Origin of the sequence: Corynebacterium riegelii, assembly GCF_001263755.1 — a bacterium.
GTDB classification, from domain to species: Bacteria; Actinomycetota; Actinomycetes; order Mycobacteriales; family Mycobacteriaceae; genus Corynebacterium; species Corynebacterium riegelii.
On record NZ_CP012342.1, the window covers coordinates 1,661,823 to 1,688,676 of the forward strand.

General features: G+C 60.4%; 35 protein-coding genes. 10 read left to right on the plus strand and 25 right to left on the minus strand.

Translation table 11 applies throughout. The features are described from left to right. Positions 1 to 115: 115 nt before the first annotated feature. The 15 genes from AK829_RS08030 to trpB form a co-directional block, all read right to left on the minus strand. Entirely contained in the window at positions 116 to 349 is a 234-nt protein-coding gene (locus AK829_RS08030; protein ID WP_141738090.1) for a sulfurtransferase TusA family protein, read from the minus strand. An 8-nt stretch (positions 350 to 357) separates the two neighbouring features. Then, positions 358 to 1,962, minus strand: coding sequence for a sulfurtransferase TusA family protein (locus AK829_RS08035; RefSeq protein WP_052205389.1), 1,605 nt, complete (start codon positions 1,960 to 1,962; stop codon positions 358 to 360). 10 nt (positions 1,963 to 1,972) lie between these two features. Beyond that, on the minus strand, positions 1,973 to 2,338 hold the full coding sequence (locus tag AK829_RS08040) for a DsrE family protein (RefSeq protein WP_052206457.1): 366 nt from the start codon (positions 2,336 to 2,338) through the stop codon (positions 1,973 to 1,975). 113 nt (positions 2,339 to 2,451) lie between these two features. Beyond that, the gene (gene rpsQ / locus AK829_RS08045) at positions 2,452 to 2,772 is read right to left on the minus strand and encodes a 30S ribosomal protein S17 (RefSeq protein ID WP_052205390.1); all 321 of its coding nucleotides are present in this window, start codon (positions 2,770 to 2,772) and stop codon (positions 2,452 to 2,454) included. A 2-nt stretch (positions 2,773 to 2,774) separates the two neighbouring features. Next, entirely contained in the window at positions 2,775 to 3,014 is a 240-nt protein-coding gene (gene rpmC / locus AK829_RS08050) for a 50S ribosomal protein L29 (RefSeq protein WP_052205391.1), read from the minus strand. Further along, positions 3,014 to 3,430 carry a 50S ribosomal protein L16 gene (gene rplP / locus AK829_RS08055; RefSeq protein ID WP_052205392.1) on the minus strand — a complete coding sequence of 139 codons (417 nt, stop codon included), beginning with the start codon at positions 3,428 to 3,430 and terminating at the stop codon, positions 3,014 to 3,016. The genes rpmC and rplP overlap by 1 nt, the downstream gene beginning before the upstream one ends. Positions 3,431 to 3,432: 2 nt before the next feature. Further along, the gene (gene rpsC / locus AK829_RS08060) at positions 3,433 to 4,185 is read right to left on the minus strand and encodes a 30S ribosomal protein S3 (protein ID WP_052205393.1); all 753 of its coding nucleotides are present in this window, start codon (positions 4,183 to 4,185) and stop codon (positions 3,433 to 3,435) included. After that, complete coding sequence (rplV, locus tag AK829_RS08065) at positions 4,185 to 4,544, minus strand: 50S ribosomal protein L22 (RefSeq protein WP_052205394.1); 360 nt, start codon at positions 4,542 to 4,544, stop codon at positions 4,185 to 4,187. The genes rpsC and rplV overlap by 1 nt, the downstream gene beginning before the upstream one ends. Before the next feature lie 3 nt (positions 4,545 to 4,547). Beyond that, positions 4,548 to 4,823: a 30S ribosomal protein S19 gene (gene rpsS, locus AK829_RS08070; protein WP_052205395.1), complete on the minus strand. Its 276-nt coding sequence runs from the start codon at positions 4,821 to 4,823 to the stop codon at positions 4,548 to 4,550. A 16-nt stretch (positions 4,824 to 4,839) separates the two neighbouring features. After that, positions 4,840 to 5,676 carry a 50S ribosomal protein L2 gene (gene rplB / locus AK829_RS08075; RefSeq protein WP_052205396.1) on the minus strand — a complete coding sequence of 279 codons (837 nt, stop codon included), beginning with the start codon at positions 5,674 to 5,676 and terminating at the stop codon, positions 4,840 to 4,842. Between the two features lie 41 nt (positions 5,677 to 5,717). Next, the gene (gene rplW, locus AK829_RS08080) at positions 5,718 to 6,023 is read right to left on the minus strand and encodes a 50S ribosomal protein L23 (protein ID WP_052205397.1); all 306 of its coding nucleotides are present in this window, start codon (positions 6,021 to 6,023) and stop codon (positions 5,718 to 5,720) included. Next, on the minus strand, positions 6,024 to 6,704 hold the full coding sequence (rplD, locus tag AK829_RS08085; RefSeq protein ID WP_052205398.1) for a 50S ribosomal protein L4: 681 nt from the start codon (positions 6,702 to 6,704) through the stop codon (positions 6,024 to 6,026). Continuing rightward, complete coding sequence (gene rplC, locus AK829_RS08090; protein WP_052205399.1) at positions 6,701 to 7,357, minus strand: 50S ribosomal protein L3; 657 nt, start codon at positions 7,355 to 7,357, stop codon at positions 6,701 to 6,703. The genes rplD and rplC overlap by 4 nt, the downstream gene beginning before the upstream one ends. Positions 7,358 to 7,371: 14 nt before the next feature. Beyond that, positions 7,372 to 7,677, minus strand: a complete 306-nt coding sequence (rpsJ, locus tag AK829_RS08095) for a 30S ribosomal protein S10 (protein WP_003848085.1) — start codon at positions 7,675 to 7,677, stop codon at positions 7,372 to 7,374. Positions 7,678 to 8,164: 487 nt separating this feature from the next. Continuing rightward, positions 8,165 to 9,523, minus strand: a complete 1,359-nt coding sequence (gene trpB / locus AK829_RS08100; protein ID WP_052205400.1) for a tryptophan synthase subunit beta — start codon at positions 9,521 to 9,523, stop codon at positions 8,165 to 8,167. A gap of 86 nt (positions 9,524 to 9,609) precedes the next feature. Here trpB and AK829_RS08105 point away from each other — a divergent pair, with 86 nt between their 5' ends. From AK829_RS08105 to AK829_RS08130, 6 genes are read left to right on the plus strand one after another with little or no spacing between them, the layout of a single operon-like run. Continuing rightward, positions 9,610 to 10,143 (plus strand): Asp23/Gls24 family envelope stress response protein, encoded by a 534-nt coding sequence (locus tag AK829_RS08105; RefSeq protein ID WP_052205401.1) that lies wholly within the window; start codon positions 9,610 to 9,612, stop codon positions 10,141 to 10,143. Positions 10,144 to 10,145: 2 nt separating this feature from the next. After that, positions 10,146 to 10,496, plus strand: coding sequence for a hypothetical protein (locus AK829_RS08110; protein WP_052205402.1), 351 nt, complete (start codon positions 10,146 to 10,148; stop codon positions 10,494 to 10,496). Positions 10,497 to 10,529: 33 nt separating this feature from the next. Next, positions 10,530 to 10,730 carry a hypothetical protein gene (locus tag AK829_RS08115; protein WP_052205403.1) on the plus strand — a complete coding sequence of 67 codons (201 nt, stop codon included), beginning with the start codon at positions 10,530 to 10,532 and terminating at the stop codon, positions 10,728 to 10,730. Beyond that, on the plus strand, positions 10,730 to 11,617 hold the full coding sequence (locus tag AK829_RS08120) for an Asp23/Gls24 family envelope stress response protein (RefSeq protein ID WP_052205404.1): 888 nt from the start codon (positions 10,730 to 10,732) through the stop codon (positions 11,615 to 11,617). The genes AK829_RS08115 and AK829_RS08120 overlap by 1 nt, the downstream gene beginning before the upstream one ends. After that, positions 11,601 to 12,215: an Asp23/Gls24 family envelope stress response protein gene (locus tag AK829_RS08125; RefSeq protein WP_052205405.1), complete on the plus strand. Its 615-nt coding sequence runs from the start codon at positions 11,601 to 11,603 to the stop codon at positions 12,213 to 12,215. Before AK829_RS08120 ends, AK829_RS08125 begins: the two co-directional genes overlap by 17 nt. Next, positions 12,212 to 12,772, plus strand: coding sequence for an Asp23/Gls24 family envelope stress response protein (locus AK829_RS08130; RefSeq protein ID WP_052205406.1), 561 nt, complete (start codon positions 12,212 to 12,214; stop codon positions 12,770 to 12,772). The genes AK829_RS08125 and AK829_RS08130 overlap by 4 nt, the downstream gene beginning before the upstream one ends. A gap of 13 nt (positions 12,773 to 12,785) precedes the next feature. Here the strand turns inward: AK829_RS08130 and AK829_RS08135 are convergent, their stop codons facing one another. The 6 genes from AK829_RS08135 to AK829_RS08165 all read right to left on the minus strand — a co-directional run bounded on the left by AK829_RS08135 (position 12,786) and on the right by AK829_RS08165 (position 20,173). Next, entirely contained in the window at positions 12,786 to 13,478 is a 693-nt protein-coding gene (locus tag AK829_RS08135) for a hypothetical protein (protein ID WP_070465762.1), read from the minus strand. A 444-nt stretch (positions 13,479 to 13,922) separates the two neighbouring features. Beyond that, positions 13,923 to 15,113 carry an elongation factor Tu gene (tuf, locus tag AK829_RS08140; RefSeq protein ID WP_052205408.1) on the minus strand — a complete coding sequence of 397 codons (1,191 nt, stop codon included), beginning with the start codon at positions 15,111 to 15,113 and terminating at the stop codon, positions 13,923 to 13,925. 351 nt (positions 15,114 to 15,464) lie between these two features. Then, the gene (fusA, locus tag AK829_RS08145; protein ID WP_052205409.1) at positions 15,465 to 17,585 is read right to left on the minus strand and encodes an elongation factor G; all 2,121 of its coding nucleotides are present in this window, start codon (positions 17,583 to 17,585) and stop codon (positions 15,465 to 15,467) included. Between the two features lie 227 nt (positions 17,586 to 17,812). Further along, positions 17,813 to 18,280: a 30S ribosomal protein S7 gene (gene rpsG / locus AK829_RS08150; RefSeq protein ID WP_052205410.1), complete on the minus strand. Its 468-nt coding sequence runs from the start codon at positions 18,278 to 18,280 to the stop codon at positions 17,813 to 17,815. Positions 18,281 to 18,286: 6 nt separating this feature from the next. Then, positions 18,287 to 18,658, minus strand: coding sequence for a 30S ribosomal protein S12 (gene rpsL / locus AK829_RS08155; RefSeq protein WP_052205411.1), 372 nt, complete (start codon positions 18,656 to 18,658; stop codon positions 18,287 to 18,289). A 465-nt stretch (positions 18,659 to 19,123) separates the two neighbouring features. Then, on the minus strand, positions 19,124 to 20,173 hold the full coding sequence (locus tag AK829_RS08165; protein WP_052205413.1) for a type IV toxin-antitoxin system AbiEi family antitoxin: 1,050 nt from the start codon (positions 20,171 to 20,173) through the stop codon (positions 19,124 to 19,126). A 166-nt stretch (positions 20,174 to 20,339) separates the two neighbouring features. On the opposite strand from AK829_RS08165, the gene AK829_RS08170 reads away from it, so the two are divergent. Further along, complete coding sequence (locus AK829_RS08170; RefSeq protein WP_157045328.1) at positions 20,340 to 21,674, plus strand: hypothetical protein; 1,335 nt, start codon at positions 20,340 to 20,342, stop codon at positions 21,672 to 21,674. Here the strand turns inward: AK829_RS08170 and AK829_RS08175 are convergent. Genes AK829_RS08175 through AK829_RS08190 form a run of 4 tightly spaced genes read right to left on the minus strand, consistent with a single transcriptional unit; the run spans position 21,614 to position 25,064 of the window. Further along, complete coding sequence (locus AK829_RS08175) at positions 21,614 to 22,252, minus strand: hypothetical protein (RefSeq protein ID WP_157045329.1); 639 nt, start codon at positions 22,250 to 22,252, stop codon at positions 21,614 to 21,616. The genes AK829_RS08170 and AK829_RS08175 overlap by 61 nt on opposite strands. Then, positions 22,249 to 22,761 carry a hypothetical protein gene (locus AK829_RS08180; protein ID WP_157045330.1) on the minus strand — a complete coding sequence of 171 codons (513 nt, stop codon included), beginning with the start codon at positions 22,759 to 22,761 and terminating at the stop codon, positions 22,249 to 22,251. The genes AK829_RS08175 and AK829_RS08180 overlap by 4 nt, the downstream gene beginning before the upstream one ends. Beyond that, positions 22,758 to 23,366 carry a hypothetical protein gene (locus tag AK829_RS08185; RefSeq protein ID WP_052205417.1) on the minus strand — a complete coding sequence of 203 codons (609 nt, stop codon included), beginning with the start codon at positions 23,364 to 23,366 and terminating at the stop codon, positions 22,758 to 22,760. Before AK829_RS08185 ends, AK829_RS08180 begins: the two co-directional genes overlap by 4 nt. A gap of 51 nt (positions 23,367 to 23,417) precedes the next feature. Then, positions 23,418 to 25,064, minus strand: coding sequence for a cytochrome c biogenesis protein CcdA (locus tag AK829_RS08190; protein ID WP_052205418.1), 1,647 nt, complete (start codon positions 25,062 to 25,064; stop codon positions 23,418 to 23,420). 201 nt (positions 25,065 to 25,265) lie between these two features. On the opposite strand from AK829_RS08190, the gene AK829_RS08195 reads away from it, so the two are divergent. From AK829_RS08195 to AK829_RS08205, 3 genes are read left to right on the plus strand one after another with little or no spacing between them, the layout of a single operon-like run. Beyond that, positions 25,266 to 25,562 carry a hypothetical protein gene (locus AK829_RS08195; protein WP_232305707.1) on the plus strand — a complete coding sequence of 99 codons (297 nt, stop codon included), beginning with the start codon at positions 25,266 to 25,268 and terminating at the stop codon, positions 25,560 to 25,562. 40 nt (positions 25,563 to 25,602) lie between these two features. Next, complete coding sequence (locus AK829_RS08200) at positions 25,603 to 26,148, plus strand: sigma-70 family RNA polymerase sigma factor (protein ID WP_052206459.1); 546 nt, start codon at positions 25,603 to 25,605, stop codon at positions 26,146 to 26,148. Further along, entirely contained in the window at positions 26,148 to 26,846 is a 699-nt protein-coding gene (locus AK829_RS08205) for an anti-sigma factor (protein ID WP_052205419.1), read from the plus strand. The genes AK829_RS08200 and AK829_RS08205 overlap by 1 nt, the downstream gene beginning before the upstream one ends. Positions 26,847 to 26,854 lie beyond the last annotated feature (8 nt).

Below are 26,854 nucleotides of genomic sequence, written 5' to 3' on the forward strand. Positions count from 1 at the left end.
TCCCCGGGAAACGTTGGTAGCGATGTTTTGCTAGCGGTCACAAACGCTGCAAACGTTATTTCCGCTACCTAACCAATCGGGGAAGTCCAGGTGAACAGTTGCTGAACTTTCTTAGTTACTCCGCTTTACGCAGGTAGTAATGAGGCGGGTCCGTATAGAGCAGCTTGTTACCGGTCAGCCCACACCAGGCGTAGAGGTCAATATGAATAGCCTCGTTGATAGAGCGCAGGTGGAGCACGTCGCCGACCTCCATCTGGTCCCGAAAAAGCAGGAAAAGCCGCACGAGTACATCACCGCAGGCGATGTCTTCCGCATCCCAATAGTGCTGCGACTCGGGCGGCTCTTCCATAAGCTCCACTACTGCGTATCCCCCACCTGCTGCAGGTAGGTGTCGCGCGCTTGGACGATCTGCGCCAGCTGCTGCTGCGCAAGGCGATCTGCCACGATCGGGTTGTCCGCAAAGGTTGCAAACCCGCAGTCAGTACTCAGCAGCACGCGGTCTGTGCCAAAGGCCTCAACCGCAGCGGCAATGCGGGCCACCACGTCCTCCGTCGGCTCAAGTGCCTGCTGCTTTTGGTTGAGCACGCTGACGCAGACCCGCTGGTCCTCGCGAATCCCGCTCAGCGCATCCAAGCTGCCGGCACGTGGAGTGGCCAGTTCCAAGGAGAGCGTGCCCACATTCAGTGCAGCAAACAGGTCTACAAACGGGGCGTAGTCGCCTTCGAGTGCCGCCGATTCGTCCGTGGTCCAGTTGCCGCGGCACACATGCAACGCAAGCCGCTGCGGGTCGAAGCCCTCCGTCAGCTGCTCAAGCAGCGACTGCGCAAACGCGAGCTCCTCATCCACGCTGCCGGACAGCTCATCGAGCGCGCCGCACATAAAGGTACGCCCACCACCGTCGTGTCGGCTGTAGACCACCTCAGTCAGCACCGGCTCATCAATTTGAATCATCGCGGTGCCCAGCGAGTACAGCTCATGGAGTTCCTCGCGCAGCACGCGCACAATGTCGACGGCCATCTCCTCACGGCTTTCATACGCCCGGTCAGAGACGCACTCCATCCACATCGTGCGGGTCAAAAGATACGGCCCAGGCAGGCACACCTTCACCGGCGCGTCCGTCAGGGACTGCAGGAAGCGGACCTCATGAGCCACCAGCGGCTTATCGCGCCCAAGCAGGCCGAAGACCGCGGGGTGGCGGACATCTCCGGCAGGAACGTCCAACGCGCGCAGCTCGCGCTCAAACTCCTCCGGATCATCCACGTACGGCAGCAGGTCCGTAATAGGAATGAGCTGGCAGTTCTGCAGCCTTCCCGCGACAAAGCTGGAGTAGTTGTCGCGGCGCATCTCACCGTCAGTAACCACATCCACGCCGGCACGCTGCTGGGCGGCCAACACGAGCTCCACCGCATCATCGGCGGTGGCCTGGAACTGATCTTCCGGCATCCGGCCAGCCAAATTCTCGTGCACCGCTTCGAGCAGCCACGGCTTACGCGGCCACGACCCCATGGTCATTACCGAAAGCGGCGCAATCTGCGGCGCCGACGCAGGCGCCGGGAAATCCGTTGGCACCGTGGGGGTGACCACTTCCTGGGTCACCGGCATCTGTGGGCGCTTGCGCTGCTTTGCGCCGCGCTTCTTCGCCACTGGTTGTGGCGCACTCTCGGGCTCCGATGGGTCAGCCGAAGGCGTGTCAGCCCCTGCGAACGCGCCTTTACACACTAGGAAACGCCAGCGGCCTTGATCCGTCTCCTCGATCATGTTCACCAGCTCATTGCCGGTAAGCCGGCACCAAGAAGGAAGATCATCCGGGACAGTCGGCTCGTAGGAGATGATCTCCAGCAGCTGGCCCGGATCCAGCGGGTCGATGTGCTGACGGATCAGCAGCAGCAGGCCATTGCCGCAGTCAAGGTCTCCCCCATCAAAACTGGTGTGGGGCGCGTACGGGTGAGTTGCTTCTGCCACGTTGTTACGCCTAGTAGGACACGCTCGGCGTGCCGTCCGCCAGGAACTCGACGAGCTTCGCGCCGCCGACGATCTGCGCGCCCTCGATCAGCTGGTCTTCCGTGTAGCCGCGCTTCTTAATGCACGGTGCGCACACGTAGAGGGCACCGCCAGCGGCGATGAAGTTTGCAATGAGCTCCTTGAGCGGGGCGAAGCCTTCCTCGTGGATGTCGTCAGCGTAGCCCTCAACAGCCAGGTAGGCGCCCTCAGAGGAGAGGAAGACCATGGTGTCCTGGGCGGAGCCGACGGCAGCGTTGGCTACGACAAAGCCAACAGTGGCCAGATCCGTGTCGTTCTTAGCGTGGGCAATGGTTACACAAAATTTTTCAGTAGACATGCCGTCAAAGGTACCGAAGGTTTGGTGGCGTGGGGCGTCGATAAGCAAAATGCGAAAAGCCGCACCACCCGGGAAACGGGGGTGCGGCCTTTGGCGCTAGTAACTAGCTAGAACTAGCGAGCCTTCTCAATGATCTCAATGAGACGGAAGTGCTTGTCCTTGGACAGCGGGCGGGTCTCCTCGATGCGAACGAGATCGCCGACGCCGGCGGTGTTGTTCTCATCGTGAGCCTTCACACGCTTGGTGGTACGCACAATCTTGCCGTACAGAGCGTGGGACTTACGGTCCTCAACCTCGACCACGATCGTCTTGTCCATCTTGTCGGACACGACGTAGCCGCGGCGGCGCTTCTGCAGGCCCTTCTCCTTCGGCTTAGCCTCGGTGTGCTTCGGGCCCTTGCCGGTGTTCTTCTCAGTCACGTTTGCCTCAGTCATGGTTATGCCTCAGCTCCTGCAGACTCGGGTACAACGGACAGGCCGAGCTCACGCTCGCGCAGCACCGTGTAGATGCGAGCAATGTCGCGCTTCACCGTGGAGATGCGGCGGTTGTTGGTCAGCTGGCCAGTGGCAAGCTGGAAGCGCAGGTTGAACAGCTCTTCCTTTGCCTCGGTCAGGCGGGTACGCAGCTCATCATCGTTGAGCTCGCGGAATTCGGATGCGGGGGTACCGGCAGCCATTAGAACTGGTCCTCCTTCTTAATCACGCGAGTCTTGCACGGCAGCTTCGCACCAGCGCGGCGCAGAGCTTCCATTGCAGTCTCCTCGTTCGGGTAGGACATCTCGAAAAGGATGCGGCCAGGCTTAACGTTGGCCACCCACTTCTCAACCGGGCCCTTACCGGAACCCATACGCACGCCGAGCGGCTTCTGGGTCAGCGGACGGTCCGGGAAGATGTTGATCCAGACCTTGCCACCACGCTTGACGTGGCGGTTGATAGCGATACGAGCGGACTCGATCTGGCGGTTGGTAACGTAAGCCGGCTCAAGAGCCTGGAGGCCATAGTCACCAAAGTTGATCTTGTTGCCGCCCTTGGACACGCCGGAACGGGTCGGGCGGTGCTGACGGCGGTACTTCACGCGCTTAGGAATAAGCATGCTTAGCCCTCCTGCTTCTGCTCGGCGCGCTGCTGGCGGCGCTGGCCACCGCGGCGCGGACGACGATCGCGGTCGCCACGGCCACGACGCTCATTGCTCGGCGCATTGAGCTCGGACTCGCGAACGCCACCTACGACATCGCCCTTGTAGATCCACACCTTGACGCCAATGACGCCAAAGGTGGTGTGTGCTTCAGCCGTGCCGTAGTCAATCTCCGCACGAAGGGTGTGCAGCGGCACACGGCCCTCGTGGTAGCGCTCAACACGGGACATTTCGGCGCCGCCCAGACGGCCAGAGCACAGAACCTTGATGCCCTTGACCTGCGGGTTGCGCATCGCAGACTGGATAGCCTTGCGCATCGCGCGGCGGAATGCCACACGGTTGACAAGCTGCTCTGCGATGGACTGTGCGACCAGGGTCGCGTCAGCGTCGACGTTCTTGACCTCGAGGATGTTCAGCGCAACCATCTTGCCGGTGAGCTTCTCCAGCTCGCGGCGGATGCGGTCAGCCTCAGCGCCGCGGCGGCCAATCACGATGCCCGGGCGGGCGGTGTGAATGTCCACGCGAACGCGGTCACGGGTGCGCTCGATGACAACATCGGAGATGCCTGCGCGCTCCAGGTTGTTCTGGAAGAACTCGCGGATCTTGATGTCCTCAGCGACGTAGTCGGCGTAGTTCTTGTCGGCGTACCAGTGGGACTTCCAATCGGAAGTGATGCCCAGGCGTAGGCCGTGGGGGTGGATTTTCTGACCCATTAGTTCGCCTCTTCCTTGGACTCGACGACAACAGTGATGTGAGAGGTGCGCTTACGGATCTGGAAAGCGCGGCCCTGTGCACGCGGCTGGTAACGACGCATGGTCGGACCCTCATTTGCGTAGCACTCTGCGATAACCAGGGTGCGCGGATCCAAGCCGAAGTTGTTCTCGGCGTTGGCCGCAGCAGAAGCGACGACCTTGGCAACCGGCTTAGCGGCTTCCTGCGGCGCGTACTTCAGGATCGCGAGAGCCTCAGCAACAGACTTACCGCGGACGAGAGCCAGCACGCGGCGGGCCTTCATCGGGGAAGTGCGCACGAACTTGGCCGTCGCGGATGCAGTGGTGATGGTGTCAGCCATTGCTTATCGACGTCCCTTCGTTTCCTTGACGTGACCCTTAAAGGTCTTGGTGGGTGCAAACTCGCCGAGCTTGTGACCAACCATGGACTCGTCGACGAACACCGGAACGTGCTTACGACCGTCGTGGACGGCGAAAGTGTGACCGATGAAGTCAGGGAGAATGGTTGAGCGGCGAGACCAGGTCTTGATGACCTGCTTGGTGCCGGCCTCGTTCTGAGCGTCCACCTTGTTGAGGAGGTGCTCATCGACGAACGGGCCCTTCTTCAGGCTACGTGGCATGTTGTCTTACCTCCTCTTAGCGCTTCTTCTTGGTGCGACGGCGGCGCACAATCATGTTGTTCGAGTAACGGTTCGGGTTGCGGGTGCGGCCTTCCTTCTGGCCCCACGGGCTCACCGGGTGGCGACCACCAGAGGTCTTACCTTCACCACCACCGTGCGGGTGATCAACCGGGTTCATAACCACACCACGCACGGTCGGGCGCCAGCCCTTCCAGCGCATACGGCCGGCCTTACCCCAGCGGATGTTGATCTGGTCAGCGTTGCCAACCTCACCAACGGTTGCGCGGCAGCGGATATCCACGCGGCGGATCTCAGAAGACGGCATACGCAGCACTGCGTAGTTGCCTTCCTTACCCAGCAGCTGGATGGACGTACCTGCGGAACGAGCCAGCTTTGCACCAGCGCCCGGCTTGAGCTCCACAGCGTGGATGGTCGTACCGGTCGGGATGTTGCGCAGCGGCAGGTTGTTGCCAACCTTGATGTCGGCGTTCGGACCGGACTCCACAACGGTGCCCTGCTTCAGGCCCTTCGGCGCGATGATGTAGCGCTTCTCGCCGTCGTAGTAGTGCAGCAGTGCAATGTTTGCGGTGCGGTTCGGGTCGTACTCAATGTGAGCAACCTTTGCCAGCACGCCGTCCTTGTCAGAACGACGGAAGTCAATCACGCGGTAGCGACGCTTGTGGCCGCCGCCGCGGTGACGAGTAGTGATGTGGCCGTGCGTGTTGCGGCCACCCTTCTTCGGGAGCGGGCGCAGCAGGGACTTCTCCGGCGTGGAGCGGGTAATCTCCTCGAACTCGGAAACGGAGCTGTTGCGGCGACCCGGGGTTGTCGGCTTGTACTTACGAATAGCCATAGTTTGTCCTTTTCTATCGTCTCTTCATCAGAGCGATGGCCTTAGGCCGTCGCACCGCCGAAGATGTCGATGGAGTCGCTGCCCTCGCGGAGAGTGACGTAGGCGCGCTTGGTGTCCTTACGCTTGCCAAAGCCGGTGCGGGAGCGCTTGCGCTTGCCCTCACGGTTGGCGGTGTTCACCGAAGCAACGTCAACGCCGAAGATCTCTTCCACGGCAATCTTGATCTGGGTCTTGTTTGCAGACGGGTTCACGAAGAACGTGTACGTGTTCTGCTCCATCAGCGCGTAGGTCTTCTCAGAGAGGACCGGTGCGATGATGATGTCGCGCGGATTCGCAACCTTAGCCATTTACTTCTCCTCCTCAGCCGTCGCTGCCGCGCCGGCAGGTGCAGCCACGACGTTGCCGCGGTTGATGAAGGTGTGCAGTGCTTCGACCGAGAACACAACGTCGTCTGCATTCAGGACGTCGTAGGTGTTCAGCATGGACGGAGCGATAACGTGCACGCCCGGCAGGTTCCTTGCGGAAAGGCGGGAATTCACATCGTCGCTGCCCAGGACCAGCAGAACGGACTTACGGTCGGTCAGGCGCTCGATGAAAGCACGTGCAGACTTGGTGGACGGGTTCTGGCCAGGGACCAGATCCTCCACCACGTGGATGCGCTCGTTGCGAGCACGATCCGTCAGCGCACCTGCGAGAGCGGCCTTGATCATCTTCTTCGGGGTCCGCTGCGCGTAGGAACGCGGCTGCGGACCGTGGACGGTGCCACCACCGGTGAAGTGCGGAGCACGGGTCGAGCCCTGGCGTGCACGGCCGGTGCCCTTCTGGCGGAACGGCTTCTTGCCGCCGCCGGAAACCATGCCTCGGGTCTTCGTTGCGTGCGTACCCTGACGTGCTGCAGCCAGCTGTGCAATTACAACCTGGTGCATCAGGGGAATAGATGCCTCGCGGTCAAAAAACTCTGCCGGAAGCTCAACGGAGCCGTTGGTCTTACCATCAGCGGTGTGGACGTCAAGCGTCAGGTTCGTCATGCGTGAGCACCGCCCTTCACTGCGGTCTTGACGGTAACAATGCTGCCCTTGGCACCCGGGATTGCACCCTTGACCAGGATCAGGTTGTTGTCGCCGTCGATGCGTTGGATCTTCAGGTTCTGGGTGGTAACGCGGTTACCGCCCATGCGGCCAGCCATACGCGTGCCCTTGAACACGCGACCCGGGGTAGCACATGCACCGATGCCACCCACACGACGGTGAGCAGCCTGGTTACCGTGCGAAGCACCCTGGCCAGCAAAGCCGTGGCGCTTCATGGCGCCAGCGTAGCCCTTGCCCTTGGTGGTGCCGACCACGTCAACGTAGGTGTCACCCTCAAAGATGGTGGCGTTGTACTCCTGGCCAACCTCGTACGCGGAGGTGTCATCCATACGGATCTCCACGACGTGGCGGCGCGGGTTCACACCGGCCTTCTTGAAGTGACCAGCCTGCGGCTTCTTGGTCTTACGGGGGTCAATATCGCCATAAGCGATCTGGATGGCAGAGTAGCCATCGATTTCGGGGGTGCGGATCTGGGTGACCACGCACGGACCAGCCTCGACGACGGTAACCGGGATAACACGGTTGTCCTCGTCGAAGATCTGGGTCATGCCGATCTTCTTGCCCAGAATGCCCTTCATCTGGTTGTCAGACATTTCAGTTCTCCTGCTTACTGGATGTTCACGTCAACGCTGGCCGGAAGGTCAATGCGCATGAGCGCATCGACGGTCTTCGGCGTCGGATCGAGAATATCGATGAGGCGCTTGTGGGTGCGCATCTCGAAGTGCTCGCGAGAATCCTTGTACTTGTGCGGAGAACGAATGACGGCGTACACGTTCTTTTCAGTGGGCAACGGCACCGGCCCCACGACGCGGGCACCCGTGCGGGTGACCGTCTCAACGATCTTCTTCGCGGATGCGTCGATCGCCTCATGATCGTAGGCCTTGAGCCTGATGCGGATCTTCTGTCCCGCCACGCTTACCTCTTCCTCGCATCCCCACGTTCAACTCTCGCTTCGCTCGAAGTTGAACGAAGTGAAACGAGAGCGAAGCGGTGGGGTTGTAGCTTCTAGTTTCTCTATAACGTTGTCCGGGCTGGGCCCTTGGCTCAACGCCAGTGTCTTGTAATTGACTGTCATGACACTTCAGAAAGTTGGGACGGGCGTGCAACAAACTGCTCGCGTACGTCTCCAGTGCTTTCCCCGCGCCTACATACCTACATAAGGCACATATATGACGTGGGTGTCAGACTCGGAAGGGTGCGTGACTCTTCGCGTACTGCCGCTGTTTATTTGCCATGGCCCCTTCCCGGTGAAGGTGTCATGGTTACCTCACCATCGCTCGCCTTTTACAACGAGCCATGTCAAAGCAACCCGAGTATTTAAACACAAAGGCCACAAAAGCGCAAACCCCCGTCGCGCGTGAGAATGTTGGGACGGGGGTGCGTCGATAAGCAAAAGCTCCCTAGTGGTGCGAAACCGCGTTACCGGCCTCCCGCTCGTTGGAAGCGGACGTCATCTCCGCGAGCACCTCGGTGACCTTGATGTCCGCCACGGGCGACTCATACGGGTCCTCAAAAATCTGGTCCCCCAGGATGTTGAACACGTAGTCCATATCCTTGTCACCACGGCCGGAAAGGTTGACCAAGAGGTTCAGCTCCTCACCAGTCTCTTCCGCCTCCTCCGCCATGCGCAGCGCGTGCGCCAACGCGTGGGAGGACTCAAGGGCAGGAATGATGCCCTCATAACGCGAGAGGATACGAAACGCCTGCAGCGCCTCCGCATCGGACGCCACCACGTACTCAGCGCGGCCCGTCTGCTTCAGATACGCGTGCTGCGGACCAACGCCCGGGTAATCCAGGCCGGCAGACACCGAATGTGACTCAGCCATCAGCTCACCATCCTGGTCAGTGACCACATAGGAACGAGAGCCGTGGAGGAAACCGATCTTGCCGTGAGCCAGCGGCGCACCATGCTTATTGGTGTCCAGGCCTTCGCCCGAAGGCTCAACACCAATCAGACGCACCTTGTCATTGCCCGGCTGATCCTCCAAGTACTGCGCGAATGCACCGATGGCATTGGAGCCGCCACCAACGGCAGCGATGACAGCATCCGGCAAACGACCAGTCTCAGCCAGCATCTGCTCACGCGACTCGCGCGAGATCACAGCCTGAAACTCCTTGACCAACGTGGGGAACGGGTGCGGGCCGCAGGCGGAACCCAGCACGTAGTGCGTCGTGGAAAGGTTCTCCAGCCAGTCCCCCAGCGCCACGTCAATCGCATTCGACATGGAGCCGCCGTCCTCATTGGTCACCGGCGAGACCTTCGCACCCATCAGGCGCATACGGCGAACATTCGGCTGCTGGCGCGCAACATCCTGCGCACCCATATAAATAACGCACTCCATGCCCAGAAGCGCAGCCACCATAGCGGTAGCGGTACCGTGCTGGCCTGCACCGGTCTCTGCAATCAGGCGACGCTTACCCAAACGCTTTGCAATCAGCGCCTGCGCCAACACCTGGTTAGCCTTGTGCGCACCGCCGTGCGCCAAGTCTTCACGCTTCAAAAACAGACGGACGTTTTCAAGCTTCTTGCCCGTTTTCTTGGAGCGCGGCAAGTTCAGGCACTCATAGACCGGGGTTGGGCGCCCCAGGTACTTAGCCTGCAGCTCTGCAAGCTCGGCGAGAAACTCCTCATCATGCCGAGCATCAACAAACGCCTGCTCCAACTCATCTAAGACCGGGTACAACGAATCCGGTACATACTGTCCACCAAATTCACCGAAGTATGCGCTGATAAGCGTCTTGCGAATGTCCTGCGTCATGGACCCACATTATGCATGAGCCCAGCGCCCAGCGGGGCTAAACGGGTAGGGTTGAGCAGGTACACCAATCCAATGAAAGGATCATCATGGCTGACAACAACACCCCGAAGACCCCGAACACCCCGTCTACCACTGATTCCGCTGCCGATTCCAAGGCAGTAGAGACGGAGCAGGTTCGCCCGCGCAACGAGAACCTGGAGACCGATCACGGCACCACCGTTATTGATGACAACGTGGTGGGCAAGATCGCCGGCATCGCAGCTCGCGAAGTTTCCGGTGTGCACAACCTCGGCGGTGGCGCTGCACGTATGTGGGGTGCTGTGCGTGAGTCCTTCACCTCCTCCACCAACGTCCAGCAGGGCGTAAACGTTGCGGTGGACCAGGGACACGTCAGCGTTGCGGTTGCCATCATCGCTGAGTACGGCGTTGCTATCCACGAGCTGGCTAACGCTATCCGCGAGAACATCACCGTTGCCATTACCCGCATGACGGGCCTGATTGTGGACCGCGTTGATGTGACTGTGCATGACGTGAACCTGCCGGAGCAGGAGACCGCTTTGTCCGAGCAGTACGACGAGAACGTGAACTACCAGGCTGCTAACCCGGCACTGGGCCAGTAGTTATGGCGCAGACCTCCGTAACCCGAGAAACCGCGGAGGCAGCCCGTACCGCAGCACTTGCAGTCTCCGGCGTTGCCGGCCTCCACGCAGGCCGCTTCGGCGAAGTGGCAATTCTGCTTCCCGGTGAACGCATCGAGGGGCTTCGTAACTCTCGGCGCAGCGTTGAGCGTGGCGGCGATAACGGCGGAGAGCACGGCACCGAACTTGGCCTTGAGGTCCACGTTGTGTTTGACGTTGGCTCTGAGCGCGAAGTGCAGGCTGTTGCAACCGACGTTCGTGAAGCGGTACTTCAGGCTACTTCTCTCGGTTTTGTAGACGTTGTGGTGGCGGATGCTGTCCGCGCGTCACACTAACTGGAAGACAATCTGGAAGATTTGGTGTTCCCCATGAATATCTTCGAAAACAAGACGGTGCTGGGCATCATCATCGGCCTGATCGTTGCGTTTTTCGTCACCTTTGGCGGTGTGTTCGGCCTGATTTGGCTGCTGCTGTTCACCGTCATCGGTGGCGTAATCGGCGCTCAGCTTGATGGCCGGCTGGACTTGGCCCGCGCCGTGAGCAAGACCTCCGGCAAGGGCCAAAGCTAATGGACGGCACGTTTTACCACATCAGCGAGAAGGCAGTTGAGCACGTAGCAGAGCAGGCCGTGCTCACTGTTCCCGGTGTACTCAGCCTCGACGCCCAGCTAGCTGGCCTTGCGGGGCGCAAGTACCCGCGGGTGAATGTGCACTTGGACCGCGCCTCAGCAATTGCTGCGGTAGAGGCCGAGATTGCCACCACCTACCCTGCCCCAGTTGCGGCTATTACGGACGCGGTGCGGGCCACCATCATCGCCCACATCCGTTCCCTGTGTGGGCTGGATGTTTCCCGCGTTCAGGTGCACGTGGCCAATGTGCAAACTGAGACGGACGGCCACCGTGTGACTTGGGATGATGTGGCTAGCCACAATGCATCGGCTGAGCCGGTTGGTATCCGCATATCCCCTTCGCCGGTCACCTCCCCGGTAACGAAGGACCCGATCGCGCTTTCGCCGATTGAGGTTGACTCACAGCTGGATGAACTGCGCGAAGTGACGGTTCCTGCGCCACCTGAGGTTCGCACCACAGGCTTTGACGCACCGCCGCTGCAGCTCACCGACGTTGTCGTGCCACCGCCGCTTGAGACGTTTTCGCCTGAGACTCCTCAGCCGCGCCAGCTTGCTGAAGTGCAGCGTTTCGTTCCGCAGGCTGCGTCCGTACACGCTCCGTACCCGCGCCCGGTCAAGGGCGCTACGGTGCCGCCGCGGCGCGCGCTCAAAGAGGTGTACATCAACCGGAGCTCTGTTGTGCCGGTAAGCGCTCCCGCGGCGCCGCACTTGCGTCCGGTTGGGGTGCCCTCGCCGAGACCTGTGAAGCGCCCTGAGGCCCCGATGCCGCAGCCGTTGAAGCAAATCACGATTCGACCGGTGGAGAAGTATTATGACCGCACCCGTTAAGGACCACACGGAAGCGCCAAACCGCCCGCTTGGTCCGCACCCTGGCGCTGAGCCGCGTGCGAATCCGGCTGTCCGTTGGATCACTGTTGTGCTTGGCGTGCTCCTGATTGCGCTTTCCGGCGTGTTGGTTCGGGAGCTTTGGTTCTACGCCCAGGACCAGCCGTTTACCTCTTGGTTGTTGCCGGTATTTAACACGATGGCTTCCTCGCTTATCGACGCAAAGGTGGTCACCCTCGGCATCATCATCGCCCTTGTCGGGCTTTGGTTTGTCATCACCGCCTTCATCCCGAGGGCTCGTACCCATGTGCGCGTGGACTCCCCCGCTTCTATTTGGGTACGTCCCGTGGATATTGCCCGCAAGGCAACCAACGCAGCCCGCGCTGAGACCGGCAGCACTACGGTCCGCTCGAAGGCGAACCGTAAGAAGCTGACGGTTGAGGTTGATGATGACGGCACTGGCTCAACCCAGGAGCGTGTGACCAGCCTGCTTAATGGTGAGTTCAGCCGTCTGCAGGCGCCGCCTGCGGTGGCAGTGAAGGTGAACCAGCCGGCACCTGCGCCGGAGACCGCTACTACTGAACAGGAGGTACAGCGATGACTAAGGGACTTTCCTTCTTCGACCGCCTCGTAGTCTTCCTCTTCGGACTGCTGCTTATTGTTGCTGGCTTTGTGCCGGTGGCGCTGTACTGGGACATCCCCTACGTCAGTGATTGGATTAACCAGTTCAACCGGGCATCGATTTCGGAGGTGCCCTACTACGGCTGGTACAACACCGCGCTGATTATCGCGGCGATCGTCCTGTTTTTCGTCGGCCTGTGGCTAATCCTGGCCAACATCCGCAGCCGCGCGTTCTCCAACAGGGAGATCGCGGCAGCGGACCCGGCACACGGCGACACGGTGATCAATGTCCAGCGCGTTGCCGAGGCGGCCTGTACGGCGATTACGCAATCCCCGTCCGTATCGCGTGCGTCGTGCAAGGTTGCAATGGTGGGCAAACGCCCAACCGCTACCTTTACCGTCATCGCTAACCCTTCCTATGACCTGGGTGAGGCGATCAGCGCCATTGAAAGCGCTAACGAGGATTTCCGCGTAGCCAACCACACGATGGAAATTGACACGGTGTGGAAGCTGCAGCTGGACCGCGTCGCAGCGTAGCCGCTACCAGCGTTTAGGCCTCCAACAGATACGCCTCTTTCAGTAGCCCCAGTTTGCGCGGCCTCCCGCCGCCGGCTGGGGCTACAACTATCTCAGCGCCCGGCGTACAAGCCAGCAGCTGGTCCCACGCGATCGTTTCAAGCAGCGATTGTCTCCCCTGCACAGTCCATAACCAGATCCGCTGCCCGAGGATCACCCTAGAGCCGTCCTCACATTGCAGGAGCCAGCGTTCCGAGCCGACGTCCACACGCCGCAGGCCATCGAGCATGTCGGCGTCTTTCGGTGGCAACCCGGTGATCATTTCAACGACGCCCAGCCGGTGCTCTACGCCTTCTGTATCCCGCACCACCAGTGGCCGGCCCGGCCCTGTTGGCCGGAAGGCGTCATAGCGCCACACCCCGGGCATCCGTTTCGGGTCTGCAGCGTTTCGCACTATCGCCGTGGTGCTTGTCAGTGTGATGGTGAGCTGTGGCGCTGTCGTAGCGATGCACACAGTGCGTTCCAGTGGCGCTGTCAGCAGGGATGGGTGTTCTCTTGCAACCTCATCCAGGATTGCCAGCAGCTCGTCCTCGGTGGAGCCCCAGGACAGTCCACGGTTCTGCAACACACCTAGAAAAGCCGGGAGTGTAAGGTCTGGTTGGCCTTCCCACGCATCTTGGAGCCTCGCAATGAGTTTGGGGATGCGGGTCGGGTCAGTTTCGTGCACGCGAGCATTGTAGCCGAGCCCGTCCCATCTGATCTGGCACAAGGTGGCGCCGCGAGTTCGTGCTGCTAGCGCGGCCTCCTCACGTTGATCGCGTTTGCGTAAGCAGAACGAGGGGCCTGCGAACAGCGCTGGAACACAGATATGCAGGGGAAGATATGCAGGTTCCCAGCTCAGAGCGTTTTTTCAATAAGACCGGCCTTAATGAAAAATGGCCGCTACCTGCAGACCTGCATTTCTTCCCCTGCATATCTGTTGGGACCGGACAGGACAGGACCGGACCGGACAGGACCGGGCAGGCTCCCCGATCCTGGCCATAGCTGCCCAAACACCTACCCCCAAACACCTGCGCATGTATCCGGGCATGCAAAAAGGCCGCCCTCCCGTGTGGGAGTGGCGGCCTTTAAGGCGTTACTGGGTTACCCAGTTAGACCCTGGTGGCTGGAATTAGCCGAGGATCTTGGTAACACGGCCAGCGCCGACGGTGCGGGAGCCCTCGCGGATAGCGAAGCGCAGGCCCTCGTCCATAGCAACCGGCTGGATGAGCTCAACGGTCATCTCAACGTTGTCGCCCGGCATAACCATCTCGGTGCCCTCCGGCAGCTTCACAACGCCGGTCACGTCAGTGGTACGGAAGTAGAACTGCGGACGGTAGTTGTCGAAGAACGGGGTGTGGCGGCCGCCCTCGTCCTTGGACAGAACGTAGACGGAGCCCTCGAACTTGGTGTGCGGGGTGTAAGCGCCCGGCTTGATGATGACCTGGCCGCGCTCAACGTCCTCACGCTTCAGACCACGGAGCAGCAGAGCTGCGTTGTCGCCAGCCTCAGCGGTGTCGAGAAGCTTGTTGAACATCTCGATGGAGGTAACGGTGGTCTTCTGGGACTTCTCGCGGATACCGATGATCTCGACCTCGTCGTTGAGGTTGAGCACGCCACGCTCCACACGACCGGTAACCACGGTGCCGCGGCCGGAAATGGTGAAGATGTCCTCGATCGGCATCAGGAACGGCTTGTCGGTCTCGCGCTCCGGGTCCGGAATGGAGTCGTCACATGCCTGCATGAGCTCCAGGATGGAGTCAACCCACTTCTGCTCGCCCTCGAGAGCCTTCAGTGCGGAGATGTGGATGATCGGTGCATCCTCGTCGTACTCCTGCTCAGCCAGCAGCTCACGAACTTCCATCTCAACCAGCTCGATGATTTCCTCATCATCGACCATGTCGCACTTGTTCAGTGCAACGAGGATGTACGGAACGCCAACCTGGCGAGCCAGCAGCACGTGCTCGCGGGTCTGCGGCATCGGGCCGTCGGTAGCTGCAACCACGAGGATTGCGCCGTCCATCTGAGCAGCGCCGGTGATCATGTTCTTGATGTAGTCGGCGTGGCCCGGGGCGTCCACGTGAGCGTAGTGGCGCTTCGGGGTGTTGTACTCCACGTGGGAGATGTTGATGGTAATACCGCGCTCGCGCTCTTCCGGAGCCTTGTCAATTGCGGAGTAGTCGAACGCCTTGTTCTCCTCCGGGTACTCCTGAGCCAGCACGGTGGTGATGGCAGCCGTGGTGGTGGTCTTGCCGTGGTCGACGTGACCGATGGTGCCAATGTTGACGTGCGGCTTCGTACGCTCGAACTTTGCCTTTGCCACTTGTTGTCCTCCTGGACTTCCATGTGGCTACGACCTTCGCAGCCACGTTGTTTACATTTGCCTTGCCTCATGGCCCGCATGCGCGAGACATGCTGCATCGACCATTTCACAATGTGCCAGTTACATGATCCTAGATTCTGAATGACCGTTTTTCAAACCGGCCGATCCGTGCAAACCGCGGATCCACCTAGTGAGTAACGGCCAACTCAAGCACCACCCCATCTTGCTGGGATTTTGGGCTGGAACTTCAGTAGGCCGCACCCGCTAGGGTGCGCTTCGCGCCGAGCTTTTTACTATCGACGGCTCTGGCGTAGCCGTCGATAAGCAGAAGGCGCAAAGCGTTAGGGCAATTTACTTGCCGGTGCGCTGCTCGATGATCTCCTGAGCAACGCTCTGCGGAACCTCAGCGTAGGAGTCAAACACCATGGTGAAGTTCGCGCGGCCTGCGGTGGAGGAACGCAGGTCACCGATGTAGCCGAACATCTCGGACAGCGGCACCTTAGCGCGAACAACCTTCGCACCGGAGCGGTCCTCCATTGCGTAGACCTGGCCACGGCGGGAGCTGATGTCACCGTTAACGGTGCCCATGTACTCCTCCGGGGTCACAACCTCAACAGCCATGACCGGCTCAAGCAGAACCGGCTTAGCCTTAGCAACTGCTTCCTTCAGAACCTGGGAGCCAGCGAGCTTGAAGGCCATTTCAGAGGAGTCAACGTCGTGGTACGCGCCGTCCTCAAGGGTGGCCTTGATGTTCACCAACGGGAAGCCAGCGAGGTAGCCGTACTGCATCGCATCCTGGATACCAGCGTCCACGGACGGGATGTATTCCTTCGGCACGCGGCCACCGGTGACGGCGTTCTCGAACTTGTAGGTTGCGCTCTCGCCCTCCTCCAGCGTCTCCGGGTCCGGGTTGTACGGCTCGATGGTGACGATGACCTTTGCAAACTGGCCGGAACCACCGGTCTGCTTCTTGTGGGTGTAGTCCAGGGACTCCACCTTCTTGCGGATGGTCTCGCGGTAAGCAACCTGCGGGGAACCGATGTTTGCCTCAACCTTGAACTCGCGCTTCATGCGGTCAACCAGCACGTCGAGGTGCAGCTCGCCCATGCCGCCGATGATGGTCTGGCCGGTCTCTTCGTCCAGCTTGACGGTGAAGGTCGGGTCCTCTTCCGCCAGCTTCTGAATAGCGGTACCCAGCTTCTCCTGGTCAGCCTTGGTCTTCGGCTCAATGGCCACCTGGATAACCGGATCCGGGAAGTCCATGGACTCCAGGATGATCGGGTGATCCGGGTTGCACAGGGTGTCACCCGTGGTGGTTTCCTTCAGGCCAATGAACGCGTAGATGTTGCCGGCGTCAGCGTGCTCAACCGGGTTCTCCTTGTTCGCGTGCATCTGGAAGAGCTTGCCCACGCGCTCCTTCTTGGACTTCGTGGAGTTCAGCATCTGCTCGCCCGGGATTGCCTGGCCGGAGTAGACGCGCACGTAGGTCAGCTTGCCAAAGAACGGGTGCACAGCAATCTTGAATGCCAGTGCGGAGAACGGCTCTTCAACGGACGGCTTACGCACGAGCTCCTCGGAGCCGTCTACGGAGGTGCCGCGAACTTCGCCGATGTCCAGCGGGCTCGGCAGGTAGTCCACAACAGCGTCCAGGATCGGCTCGATGCCCTTGTTGCGGTATGCGGTACCACAGAACACCGGGTAGATCTCGGAGTTAACGGTCAGCTTGCGGATAGCGGCCTTGATCTCCTCGACGGTGAGCTCCTCGCCGCCGAAGTACTTCTCCATGAGCTCCTCATCGGACTCAGCAACGGTCTCGAGCAGCTTCTCGCGGTACTCATCAGCCTTGTCCTGCAACTCAGCCGGGATGTCAACGATCTGCGGCGGGGTGCCGGTCTCAACCTTGCCCGGCCACAGGTATGCCTTCATCTGGATGAGGTCAACAACGCCGTCGAAGTCATCCTCAGCGCCGATCGGGATCTGCATAACCAAGGGCTTAGCGCCGAGGCGGTCAACGATGGTGCCAACGGTGTAGAAGAAGTCTGCACCCAGCTTGTCCATCTTGTTGACAAAGCAGATACGCGGCACGTTGTACTTAGCAGCCTGACGCCAAACCTGCTCGGACTGCGGCTCAACGCCTTCCTTGCCGTCGAAGACAGCAACAGCGCCGTCCAGGACACGCAGGGAGCGCTCCACCTCAACGGTGAAGTCCACGTGGCCCGGGGTGTCAATGATGTTGATCTGGTTGTTGTTCCAGAAGCACGTCACGGCAGCAGACGTAATGGTGATGCCGCGCTCTTTCTCCTGGTCCATCCAGTCGGTGGTTGCGCCACCGTCGTGGGTCTCGCCAACCTTGCGGTTGATACCCGTGTAAAACAGGATGCGCTCGGTCGTGGTGGTCTTACCAGCATCGATGTGAGCCATGATGCCGATGTTGCGGACCTTGTTCAGGTCTTTAAGCACTTCTTGTGCCACGTTTTTACCCCAACTTATGAGTTGTCGACACCGCCCCGGCGCACGCTAGGGAGCCGAGATAGCGTCTTTGGCGGATATTGTCCTTGGTCGATTATTCCACTAATTGCGCGTGGAGGTGGGTTACGCACCCGTCGCTACGCAAACGGCCCGGGAGCAAGACACCGACGCATACGCGTGCGGGCAACTTATCCACGGGCCGAAACGTGAGCTCATAGGGCGCGAACCTATTACCAGCGGTAGTGGGCGAAGGCGCGGTTTGCCTCTGCCATCTTGTGAGTGTCCTCACGACGCTTCACAGATGCACCCAAGCCGTTGGACGCATCCAGGATCTCGTTAGCGAGGCGCTCAATCATGGAGTTCTCACGACGCTGACGGGTGAAGGTCACCATCCAACGCAGAGCAAGCGTGTTGGAACGGCCCGGCTCAACCTTGACCGGAACCTGGTAGGTAGCGCCACCGACACGGCGGGAACGAACCTCAAGGTCCGGGCGGATGTTGCCCAGTGCCTTCTCCAGGGTGCCAACCGGGTCAGTACCGGTCTTCTCGCGGCAGATCTCAAGCGCGCCGTAAACGATGCGCTCTGCGGTGGACTTCTTGCCGTCCTTCAGGATCTTGTTCACCAGCTGGGTCACCAGCTCAGAGTTGTATACCGGATCCTTAACTACGGGACGTACAGGTGCTTTTTGCTTACGCATTGTTCTTTACTGTCCCTTCTTCGCGCCGTAACGGGAGCGAGCCTGCTTGCGGTCCTTCACACCCTGGGTATCCAGAGCGCCACGGATGATCTTGTAGCGCACACCCGGCAGGTCCTTCACACGACCGCCGCGCACGAGCACCATGGAGTGCTCCTGCAGGTTGTGGCCCTCACCCGGGATGTATGCGGAAACCTCAATACCGGAGGTCAGGCGCACACGTGCAACCTTGCGCAGTGCAGAGTTCGGCTTCTTCGGAGTGGTGGTGTACACGCGGGTGCACACGCCGCGGCGCTGCGGGGAGCCCTTCAGGGCGGCCGTAGCAACCTCGGACTTCTTATCCTTGCGGCCCTTGCGGACCAGCTGCTGAATAGTAGGCATTCACGCTCTTTCTGTCTTCACGACTCCGCACACGCGCCCATACATGCAAAAATGGGGGCTCTTTTGCGGGGCCCTTCCGTCTGCATGAACCAACGCATGCAACGTACGTCGCATGGAGTTCGAAACTTTCGCACCGCGCGAGAATGCGGGCGAAACCTCAATCAAGGTACTACAGGAATAGTTTTGGGAGCAAATTTCGCTTATCGACGCCTGCGTAAAAGCCCCGCTAACGCGGGGAACACGGGCTCATCCCTGCTAACGCGGGGAAGTCTGTCCTGTTGAGCCAGTATCCCAATGATACTGAAGCCCCGCACACCCGTCGATTCCGTTTTACGCTGCGGAGGCACAGCAGAATAACGGCGGTGCAAAATGTCACGGCACCGCGCCCCCACCAGCATGACCTTGTTTGTGTCCACCACAGCACTGAGGTGCTGGAACAGCAGCTTCAGATCGTCGTCTGCCCGGTCAATGCTCGGCATTCTGAATCCTTCCCCTAATTACAGACTTCACATGCTCTGATACCTCGAGCAGTCGTGGATCCCCGTGGGCACGCACGTCGGCGTACACCAGTGCAAGCGGCGCATTTTTCCGTTCACGGGTCTCTGCAGTCACGCTACCTTCTTCGAAGACCAGCGCCGCACGAGTATCCCAGAATGCTCGCCTGATGCGCACGTTGCCTCGCGGGGAGCGCTGCAAACGCAACTCGCGTATGATGTCGCGGGCATCCTTCTCGTCTTCGACATACGCATCGAGCGAAGTGCCGCCGAAAATCAAGTCCGGTACAGCTTGCTCACCGCTCAGCCACACCTGTGCATTACTCCAATCAGACACAGGGAGCTTTGCATCTCCTCGAAAAAGTTCAAGGTGCGCACCCAATCCCGAGGGGTATGCGTCCGCCCATGCGTCGATAAAAGTGCCGAGCTTCTCCGACGCGAACTGATAACACCCGTCACCCCTGTAGAGATAGCCACCCTCGGCGAGTAGCTGCAGGGTCCCCGTCACAGTGCCCGCCGATGTGCCACTCAACACCGCCAGATCTCGGCTCGGAAGCTCTAAGACGCCCGGATATGACAGCAGCATCGCTGACACCTGAGCACGCCTCGGCGTAAAAAGTGAAGCAGCACTTGCTCGCCGACCTTTCTTCCCAACGGCAGCAGATGACCTATTGGTAGGCCCCCTCCCCCGCACGTCCACGTGCATGGACGGGAAAGAGAAAAAGCAGTTGCCATGCAGGTCTACATACATGCCCCCACCGCCTTGCACTCTCTTAGTTTTTGCGGGAGTCGCTTTCTCCATGAGCACCACGCGTGGAACGGCCCCAAGGCGCCCAGAGCTTAAGCGTTTTGATAACTGTTCTGCCACCACGACAACCCGCTCAGAACCAGTGTCAGCAAGCAGCTCGGCCTCCGCGACATAATCTGGACCCACCGCCACTTCACTGTTATGCCCAAGGGAGATCTGCACACCTACATTCGCTCTATCCAGAGCGTGGTTCCAGTCGTCGATCGTCCGCATGCGCCATATTTTAGACTCTGGACCTGCCTTGTTCAATAATGTTGAGCGATCAGTAATACTAGACAGTCTGTAAGACGCGTAGCAACAACCAACGAGATTCACCTGACTCACGCTGGCGGTGACACCAAGCCCCGCACACCCGTCGATTCCGTTTTACACTGCTGGCATGACCGGCCGCACTGGGTTAGCGCTTCGCTCCACGCGTGACATGATCGCAGCTTCTGCAACCATCCCTGTCAGTGCGTTGCGCCTGCTTGTGCGTCATCTCCCCCAACTGATCGCGCTCATCTGTGCCGGCCTTGCCGGCAGGCAGGCGGTGATCTGGCTGGCGGTATGGCTGTCCAACTACAGCAGCTTCGGGGCGTCGCTAATCATGCCGCTTGCTCCGCTTTCAGTGATGATGTCGCTGATCTTGTGCCTGTGGGTGCTGCGGCCATCGTTGCCCTTTTTGGCGGAGACGTTCCCGGAGAGGGCGGAGACGCAATCGCGCGCAAGGCTCCTGTCGGTAGGCGGGCTGCTGGTGTCCTTCCTCACGGTGTACGCCACGCACGGAATGTTGAAGGAGGACCTGCGGGATTTCCGACGCGCCACAACCATCGACGAATACATGAACCAAGGCTTCAACGCCGACTTCAGCCGCGCGTTTGTGGACAGCACGGCAGGGCTCATCGCGTTGATTCTGGGCACGATCATCCTGCGCAAAATCATCGGCTATTTCGCGCTTGCGGAGAAAGGCCTCGGCCTGACGTACTTCTCCGCGTACCTTGAGGTGCTGTGGATGACCACGGTGTCGGTGTTTCTAACCAACCAGCTCTCAGCTGTGCAGGACTGGGCGCTAACGCGCAGAAGCATTGCGCCGACGTACCGCTCCTACGTCGAGCTTTCGGAAAACATCGAGGACTCCGCCGGGTTTCTTGCGGAGTCCTGGGCATGGCTCGCGGCGAAACTGCCCGCGTTTAGCCAGCTCATTACCGTGCCGATCGCCTGGTTGACGCTGGGTGCTGTGGTCTTTGGCACCTCACTGGTAGCGAAGCAGGCGGCCGAAAGCACTAAACCCGAAGCCACAAACACAGACACCGACGCCAAGGCCTCCAACCCCCGCCTGCGCCAACGCATGAAACAAGCCGCACGCAGTGAGGCGAAAACGGTGATGGATGATGCCCTCAAGCCCGTCGCCGGGCCGATCAAGACAACGTGGAAGGGGCTGCGCACCCTCGCCCGCGCTGGACTTGTGCCCATGGTGATCTTCTGCCTGGTGTTCATGCTGGCCACAAGCGTTGAGCTGGGCGTAGTCGAGCTTGGCCGCTTCATCGCCGGGCCGCAGCAGTCGTTGCAGAGTGAGCAGGCTGCCACGCTCATCCTGGTGTTCGCGCGCATGGCGTATCTGATGGTGGTGGTGTGTCTCGTCGCCGCGGCGCTGGATCACTTCCTGCGCAGCACCTACTTGCCGTCGGCAAACTCCCCGAAGGGTTCGGGCTCTGGCAGCACCAACGTCACGTAGTGCGGTTCTTCCCAACCAACGTGCAGCTTGAGCGGCTGCACGCCGTCCGGCATGGCGATGGGGGTAAGTTTGCGCCAGGTGTCAGGGCGGGGGTCGCCGAAGCCCTCAACAATCTCCCCGTCCCCTACCAGCGGGCCGCCCTGACCCGGCAGGGTGCAGCCGTTCGCAGTACTCAGGTCCTGCTGAATCACTGGCTCCACAAAAGCTCTATCGACCAGCTGGTACTCGCGCCCGTCCGAGGCCGTCACCCACATCCGGCACCCCGCCAGCACCGACTCCTGCGGCGCTGACCACTCCGTGAGCACCAGCCACGGACTAAAACCCTCCGGCGCGTGCACCTCCAAAACGTCCTGTTGTTTCGGGTTCAGCTCCTGGAACTCCAGCACGCTAACCTGCGCCTGATACATCGCGCCTTCAACATCCGCGATCGGAAACGCGAAGCTCCCCTCGCCGCCAGCCGAAACCAGCTCTTCGTCGCTCCACGTCCACGGCCGCACGATGCTGAAGTACGGCTGCATTGACGCGCCAACCATCAGCGCCACAGCCACCGGCGCCGCCACCCACCAGGCCTTCCTCACACCGTCACCCCCTCACGGACAATCTCCCCCTCAACCAGGGGCTTTTCTAGCTTGATTGCGACCCGTGGCGCCATATGGTCCCAGGACGCTAGGACTCTCAGCGTGGCGTTATCAATCTTGTCCTGCGGCATCTCAAAGACGAACGTGCAGTCCACAGTCCTGCCCGGGTACAACACAGGGCAACTGTTGCTCCAGCTGTTGGACTGGGTGAACTCCGTGCCGTCGGCAGCCGTGATGCTGCCCCGCACGAAGCCTATCGACGCCTCCGGGGTCACCCTGAAATCCACCACCACCCACGAAGCGTTCGTGCCCATCCCGTTAAACACCGGCGTGACGTACGCGCGGGTGTCCTCCACTGTGCCGATCTCCGGCGCGCTGCTTGTGTAGTCGAAGGGTGCAAAGACCCGGTCCACCGGGTTCGGCAGCTGCCCGCGGAGAAACACCCCAAGGCTAAGCAGGGCCAGGACCGCGGCGACGGTCCATACTCGACGCGCAATCCCATCCATCACCGCAGACTCACCTCCGCCATGCGCTGCGTGGGCAACCACATCATTTGGTTGTCCAAGAAGGAGCGCTTGTATTCGAGGGTCCAGATGGTGAGGGTATCGGCGGCGTCGATAAGCTGCTGCCCCTGCGGCCCTTCATCGGCTGGGGTGAACACCACCGCAATGTCCAAGGGCACACCCGGGTTGGGGTTAATCACGTCATAGACGGGCAGCTCAAGCGGCTCCCCGCCGGGCGAAAGGCGCGCCGCCGAGATCAAAAACCGCGGCTGCTGCTCCTCCGACAGGCCGGAGACTTCCAGGTCGAATGCCGAAAGCAGACGGGTCACCGGGCGCGATTGCGTGTTGGTCAGGCTCATCTCCACCACTCGCGAGCCGTCCAAGACGTAGGTCTTGCGGATCTGGATATCAAACGGCGCGACCTCCACCTCCACCGGCTGCGCCAAGGCGTTGATCCCGACCGGCGCGCTGGCATGGATGAACCCCTCGGGGTCGGCCTTCTCAAAGCCGCCACGTAACCCAAGGAGGCCAACAAACACCACTAGCGCCAGAATGGTCACATTGGTGCGCGTAAAGATGTCGCTGGCTACAGACCTGACAAATCCGTGCACACCAAGAATTCAAGCACGGCTTGCGGCGGCGCGCCCGACTTATCTAAATGCTTATCCAAATGTCAGCGAGTACAGACGCACGCCCGCATCCGGGGTAATCCGTACCACACCAGAGAGCGGTTCGGACTGTTTCAGCAGGTCAATAGTGCCATCGGTGACCTCAAAGGTCTTTGTTGCCCCATCCGGATATTCCACCTCGACGCTGCCCTGCCCGGAGACCACCAGCTGCACCCACGCAGCATAGACGTTGATGGCAAGGTGCCCACCTTCCGCGGCGATGGATTCTGGGCCGAGTTCCCATGTGCCGTTAAGCACGAACTGGCCTCGCTGCGGATCAGAATGCGTTCCGAAATCATGCTGGCCGGGCGTGTAATCCGCATTGGCGGTGTAGCTCGCACGTTTCGTACCCAGGTAGGTCTCCGGGTTTCGACCGTCCACCCCCGTAGTCACGGAAGACCGCTCGATGGGGTTGGGGAGGGGGGCGTCGGTGGCGTCGGCAAGCAAAGCCCGAATAAGCTGCTCCGTTTCAGCGTAGGAGCCCTCCCCTTCCACGATCTGGCGGACATTGCCCTCCGTGTCAATGAGGTAACGCGCCGGCCAGTAGCGGTTGCCGTAATTGCGCCAGGTCAGGAAATCATTGTCCTGCGCAACCGGGTAGTGGATGCCCTCCTGCTCCACGGCCCGTTTCACATTGCCCAAGTCGTGCTCAAAGCCGTACTCGGGCGAGTGCACGCCAACGACCTCAAGGCCGGAGTCACGGTACGTGTCATACAGTGCAGTGATGTGCTCGCCCGCACGCTGGCAGTTGATACAGGCGTACGCCCAAAAATCCACCAATGTCACCTTCCCGTCATGCGGAGTCGGCCCAGCATCCGGCGACGCCGTGTTGATCCAGTTTTCCAACCCCGCAAATTCCGGCGCAGGACCGCAATCCTGCAGCTGTCCAGGATCAGCGCGCCTGCATTCATCAAACGAACCCGCAGTCTGGCTCACCTGACCTAGAGCATCATTGGCCAGCTGAGAGGTTTCAAACTTCTCTTTCACTCCCGCAGTCCAATCCGGAAGAGAGCGCTGCAGCGCCGCAGGAGCATCCAACGCAAGAGCCAGCGTGAACACGAGAATCACCGCACCCACCAACCTGCGGTGGCGCTGCACAAGATCAACTTTCTGACCAATGCGGTTGCCCGCAAACGCGAACGCAAGCAGCGGCAACGCCGAACCGGCTGCGAACGACAGCGTCAGCGCCACCGTTGACCAGCCGATCTCCCCCGTACTGCCAGCTACCGTCACCGCAGCAAGCACCGGGCCCGCACACGGCGCATAGACAGCCCCCAGCGCCATACCAATGAGAAAGCCGCCCTTCCCCCGCGCCTTCTCCTGCAACACCGTGGGGCGTGGAAGCGCATCAAACGGCTTCTGCAGCAACTCCCCCACCTGCGGCACGAACATGCCGATGCCCACCAACGCCAGCAGCACAATACCGCCCCAGCGAAGCAGCGATTGCGGCAGATGCAACAGGCCAAGAACAAGTGAGCCCAGCAACGCAATAGCAGCAAAGCTCAGCGTCAGTCCTGCAACTACCCGAGTTGGCTTCCTCCCCACACTCACACTGAGCACCACTGGCAACACCGGCAAAATGCAGGGCGATAAGCCCGTGAGCACCCCTCCGACAAACCCGACAATTACAACGCCCAACATCGTCTTTCACCCTTCTTTTTCAAGCGGTCACTATGTCAAGCTCTACGAAGCACAGGGCTCTAAAGGATTGGAAAATGTTGCAGAAAAATTTTTTCCCGCTCCTCCAATCCGCGTGCACGGTTGGTTCCGTAGTTACTCATAGCTGGCCACCAAACCGGCGGTCAGGAAATTTTGATCAGCACCACAACGAAGGAGCAACCCATGTCCACTACCACCCACGCCACCTCCAGCCGCGCACGCTTCGGCGCGACCGCACTCTGCGCAGTACTCGCCGCAACGGGCTTGGCTGCTTGCAACGACACCGACGGCATGAAGGAAGACGCAAAGATGACGCCGACGGAGCAAATGTCCTCCGAAATGATGAAGCCGGAAAAGGACTCCATGGAAAAGGACTCCATGATGTCCTCCGAGTCCATGTCCCCGGAGAAGGACGCCATGAAGGAAGACTCCATGATGTCTTCCGAGTCCATGATGAGCACCGAGGAAAAGAAGCAGTAACCAACACTGGGCAGGTGACCGAGTGCTAAGTTTGGAAGCCGTGGATTTAGACCATCTGCTTACGCGCGTTGCTGAAGGCGACCAGGCAGCGTTCGGGCAGTTATATGACGCCATGGCTTCCCAAGCACTCGGTCTGGCTGTTCACATCCTTCGGGATTCTGCGCAGGCCGAAGAGGTCACCCAAGAGGTTTTTGTAGAGGTCTGGCAGAATGCGCAGCAATTTGATGCCAGCCGGGGCGGGGCAAAATCTTGGGTTCTTCGCTTGACTAAGCTTCGTGCGATTGACCGGTTGCGCAGTTGGCGCAGCTCGCAGGCACGTGACCAGGCTGACTTCTACCGGCAGCTCACCACGTGGGTGGCGGCGGAGGATGAAGCGCAGGAGCACTTGGAGTCCGAAGAGCTCCGCAGGCTCGTAGACTCTATTGGGGAGCCGCACCGAAGCGCGCTCATGCTGGCTTATTATGGCGATCTCACGCACCAGGAGATCGCGGAGATCACCGGAGTGCCGCTTGGCACTGCGAAAACACGGGTCCGTGACGGTCTTCGGAAGTTACGCGAAGCAGTCTCAGCAAATGGAGGGCTGTGATGAACGACGCTTTTAAGCCCCAGCAGGGCGATGATAATGTGCAGAGCTTTGCTCCGCTTTTCGACGCCGCCGCGACCCCCATCGCACCGCCCCCCTCCTTGAAATCCGACATCTTGCAACGTATCGCGGAGACCCCGCAACGTGGAGAGCAAGAGGCAGCGCAAACCGCAGCTTCAGCGGAGATCATCGATTTGAGTGCGGAGCGTGATCTGCAGGAAATGCGCCGCTCACGCACACCGGCACGAAAGTGGTTCGCCGCGGCAGCAGCCACGATTCTGGTTTTCGCCGGTGCTGGTGTGGTCATAAACCAGTTCAATGGTTCCGATGCTCCGGACTCGACGAGTGTGGTCGCCGCACCCGGTATTGAAGAGATGCACGCGGTGATGAGTGCCGCTGACGTTCGCCAAGGCAAAGCCGAAGCAGGTGGCGCCATCCTGGATATTGTTGTCAGCAACGATATGAACAAGGGCGGCGCCATGGTCAATGGTCAGCCGGATCTTGAGCCCGGGATGGGCGCCCAGGTCTGGGCCGTGATGTCGGATGGCGCCACAATGTCCGCAGGTGTCATTGGGCAGGATCCCCACACCGACGTGTGGATGCCGCTGCCTGGCGACGCAACGTCGGTGCTGGTAACCGAAGAAGTTTCCGCAGGCGTCGCTGAGCCAACCGGTCGCGTGCTGGCACACGTCAAGCTGTAGAAAAACCG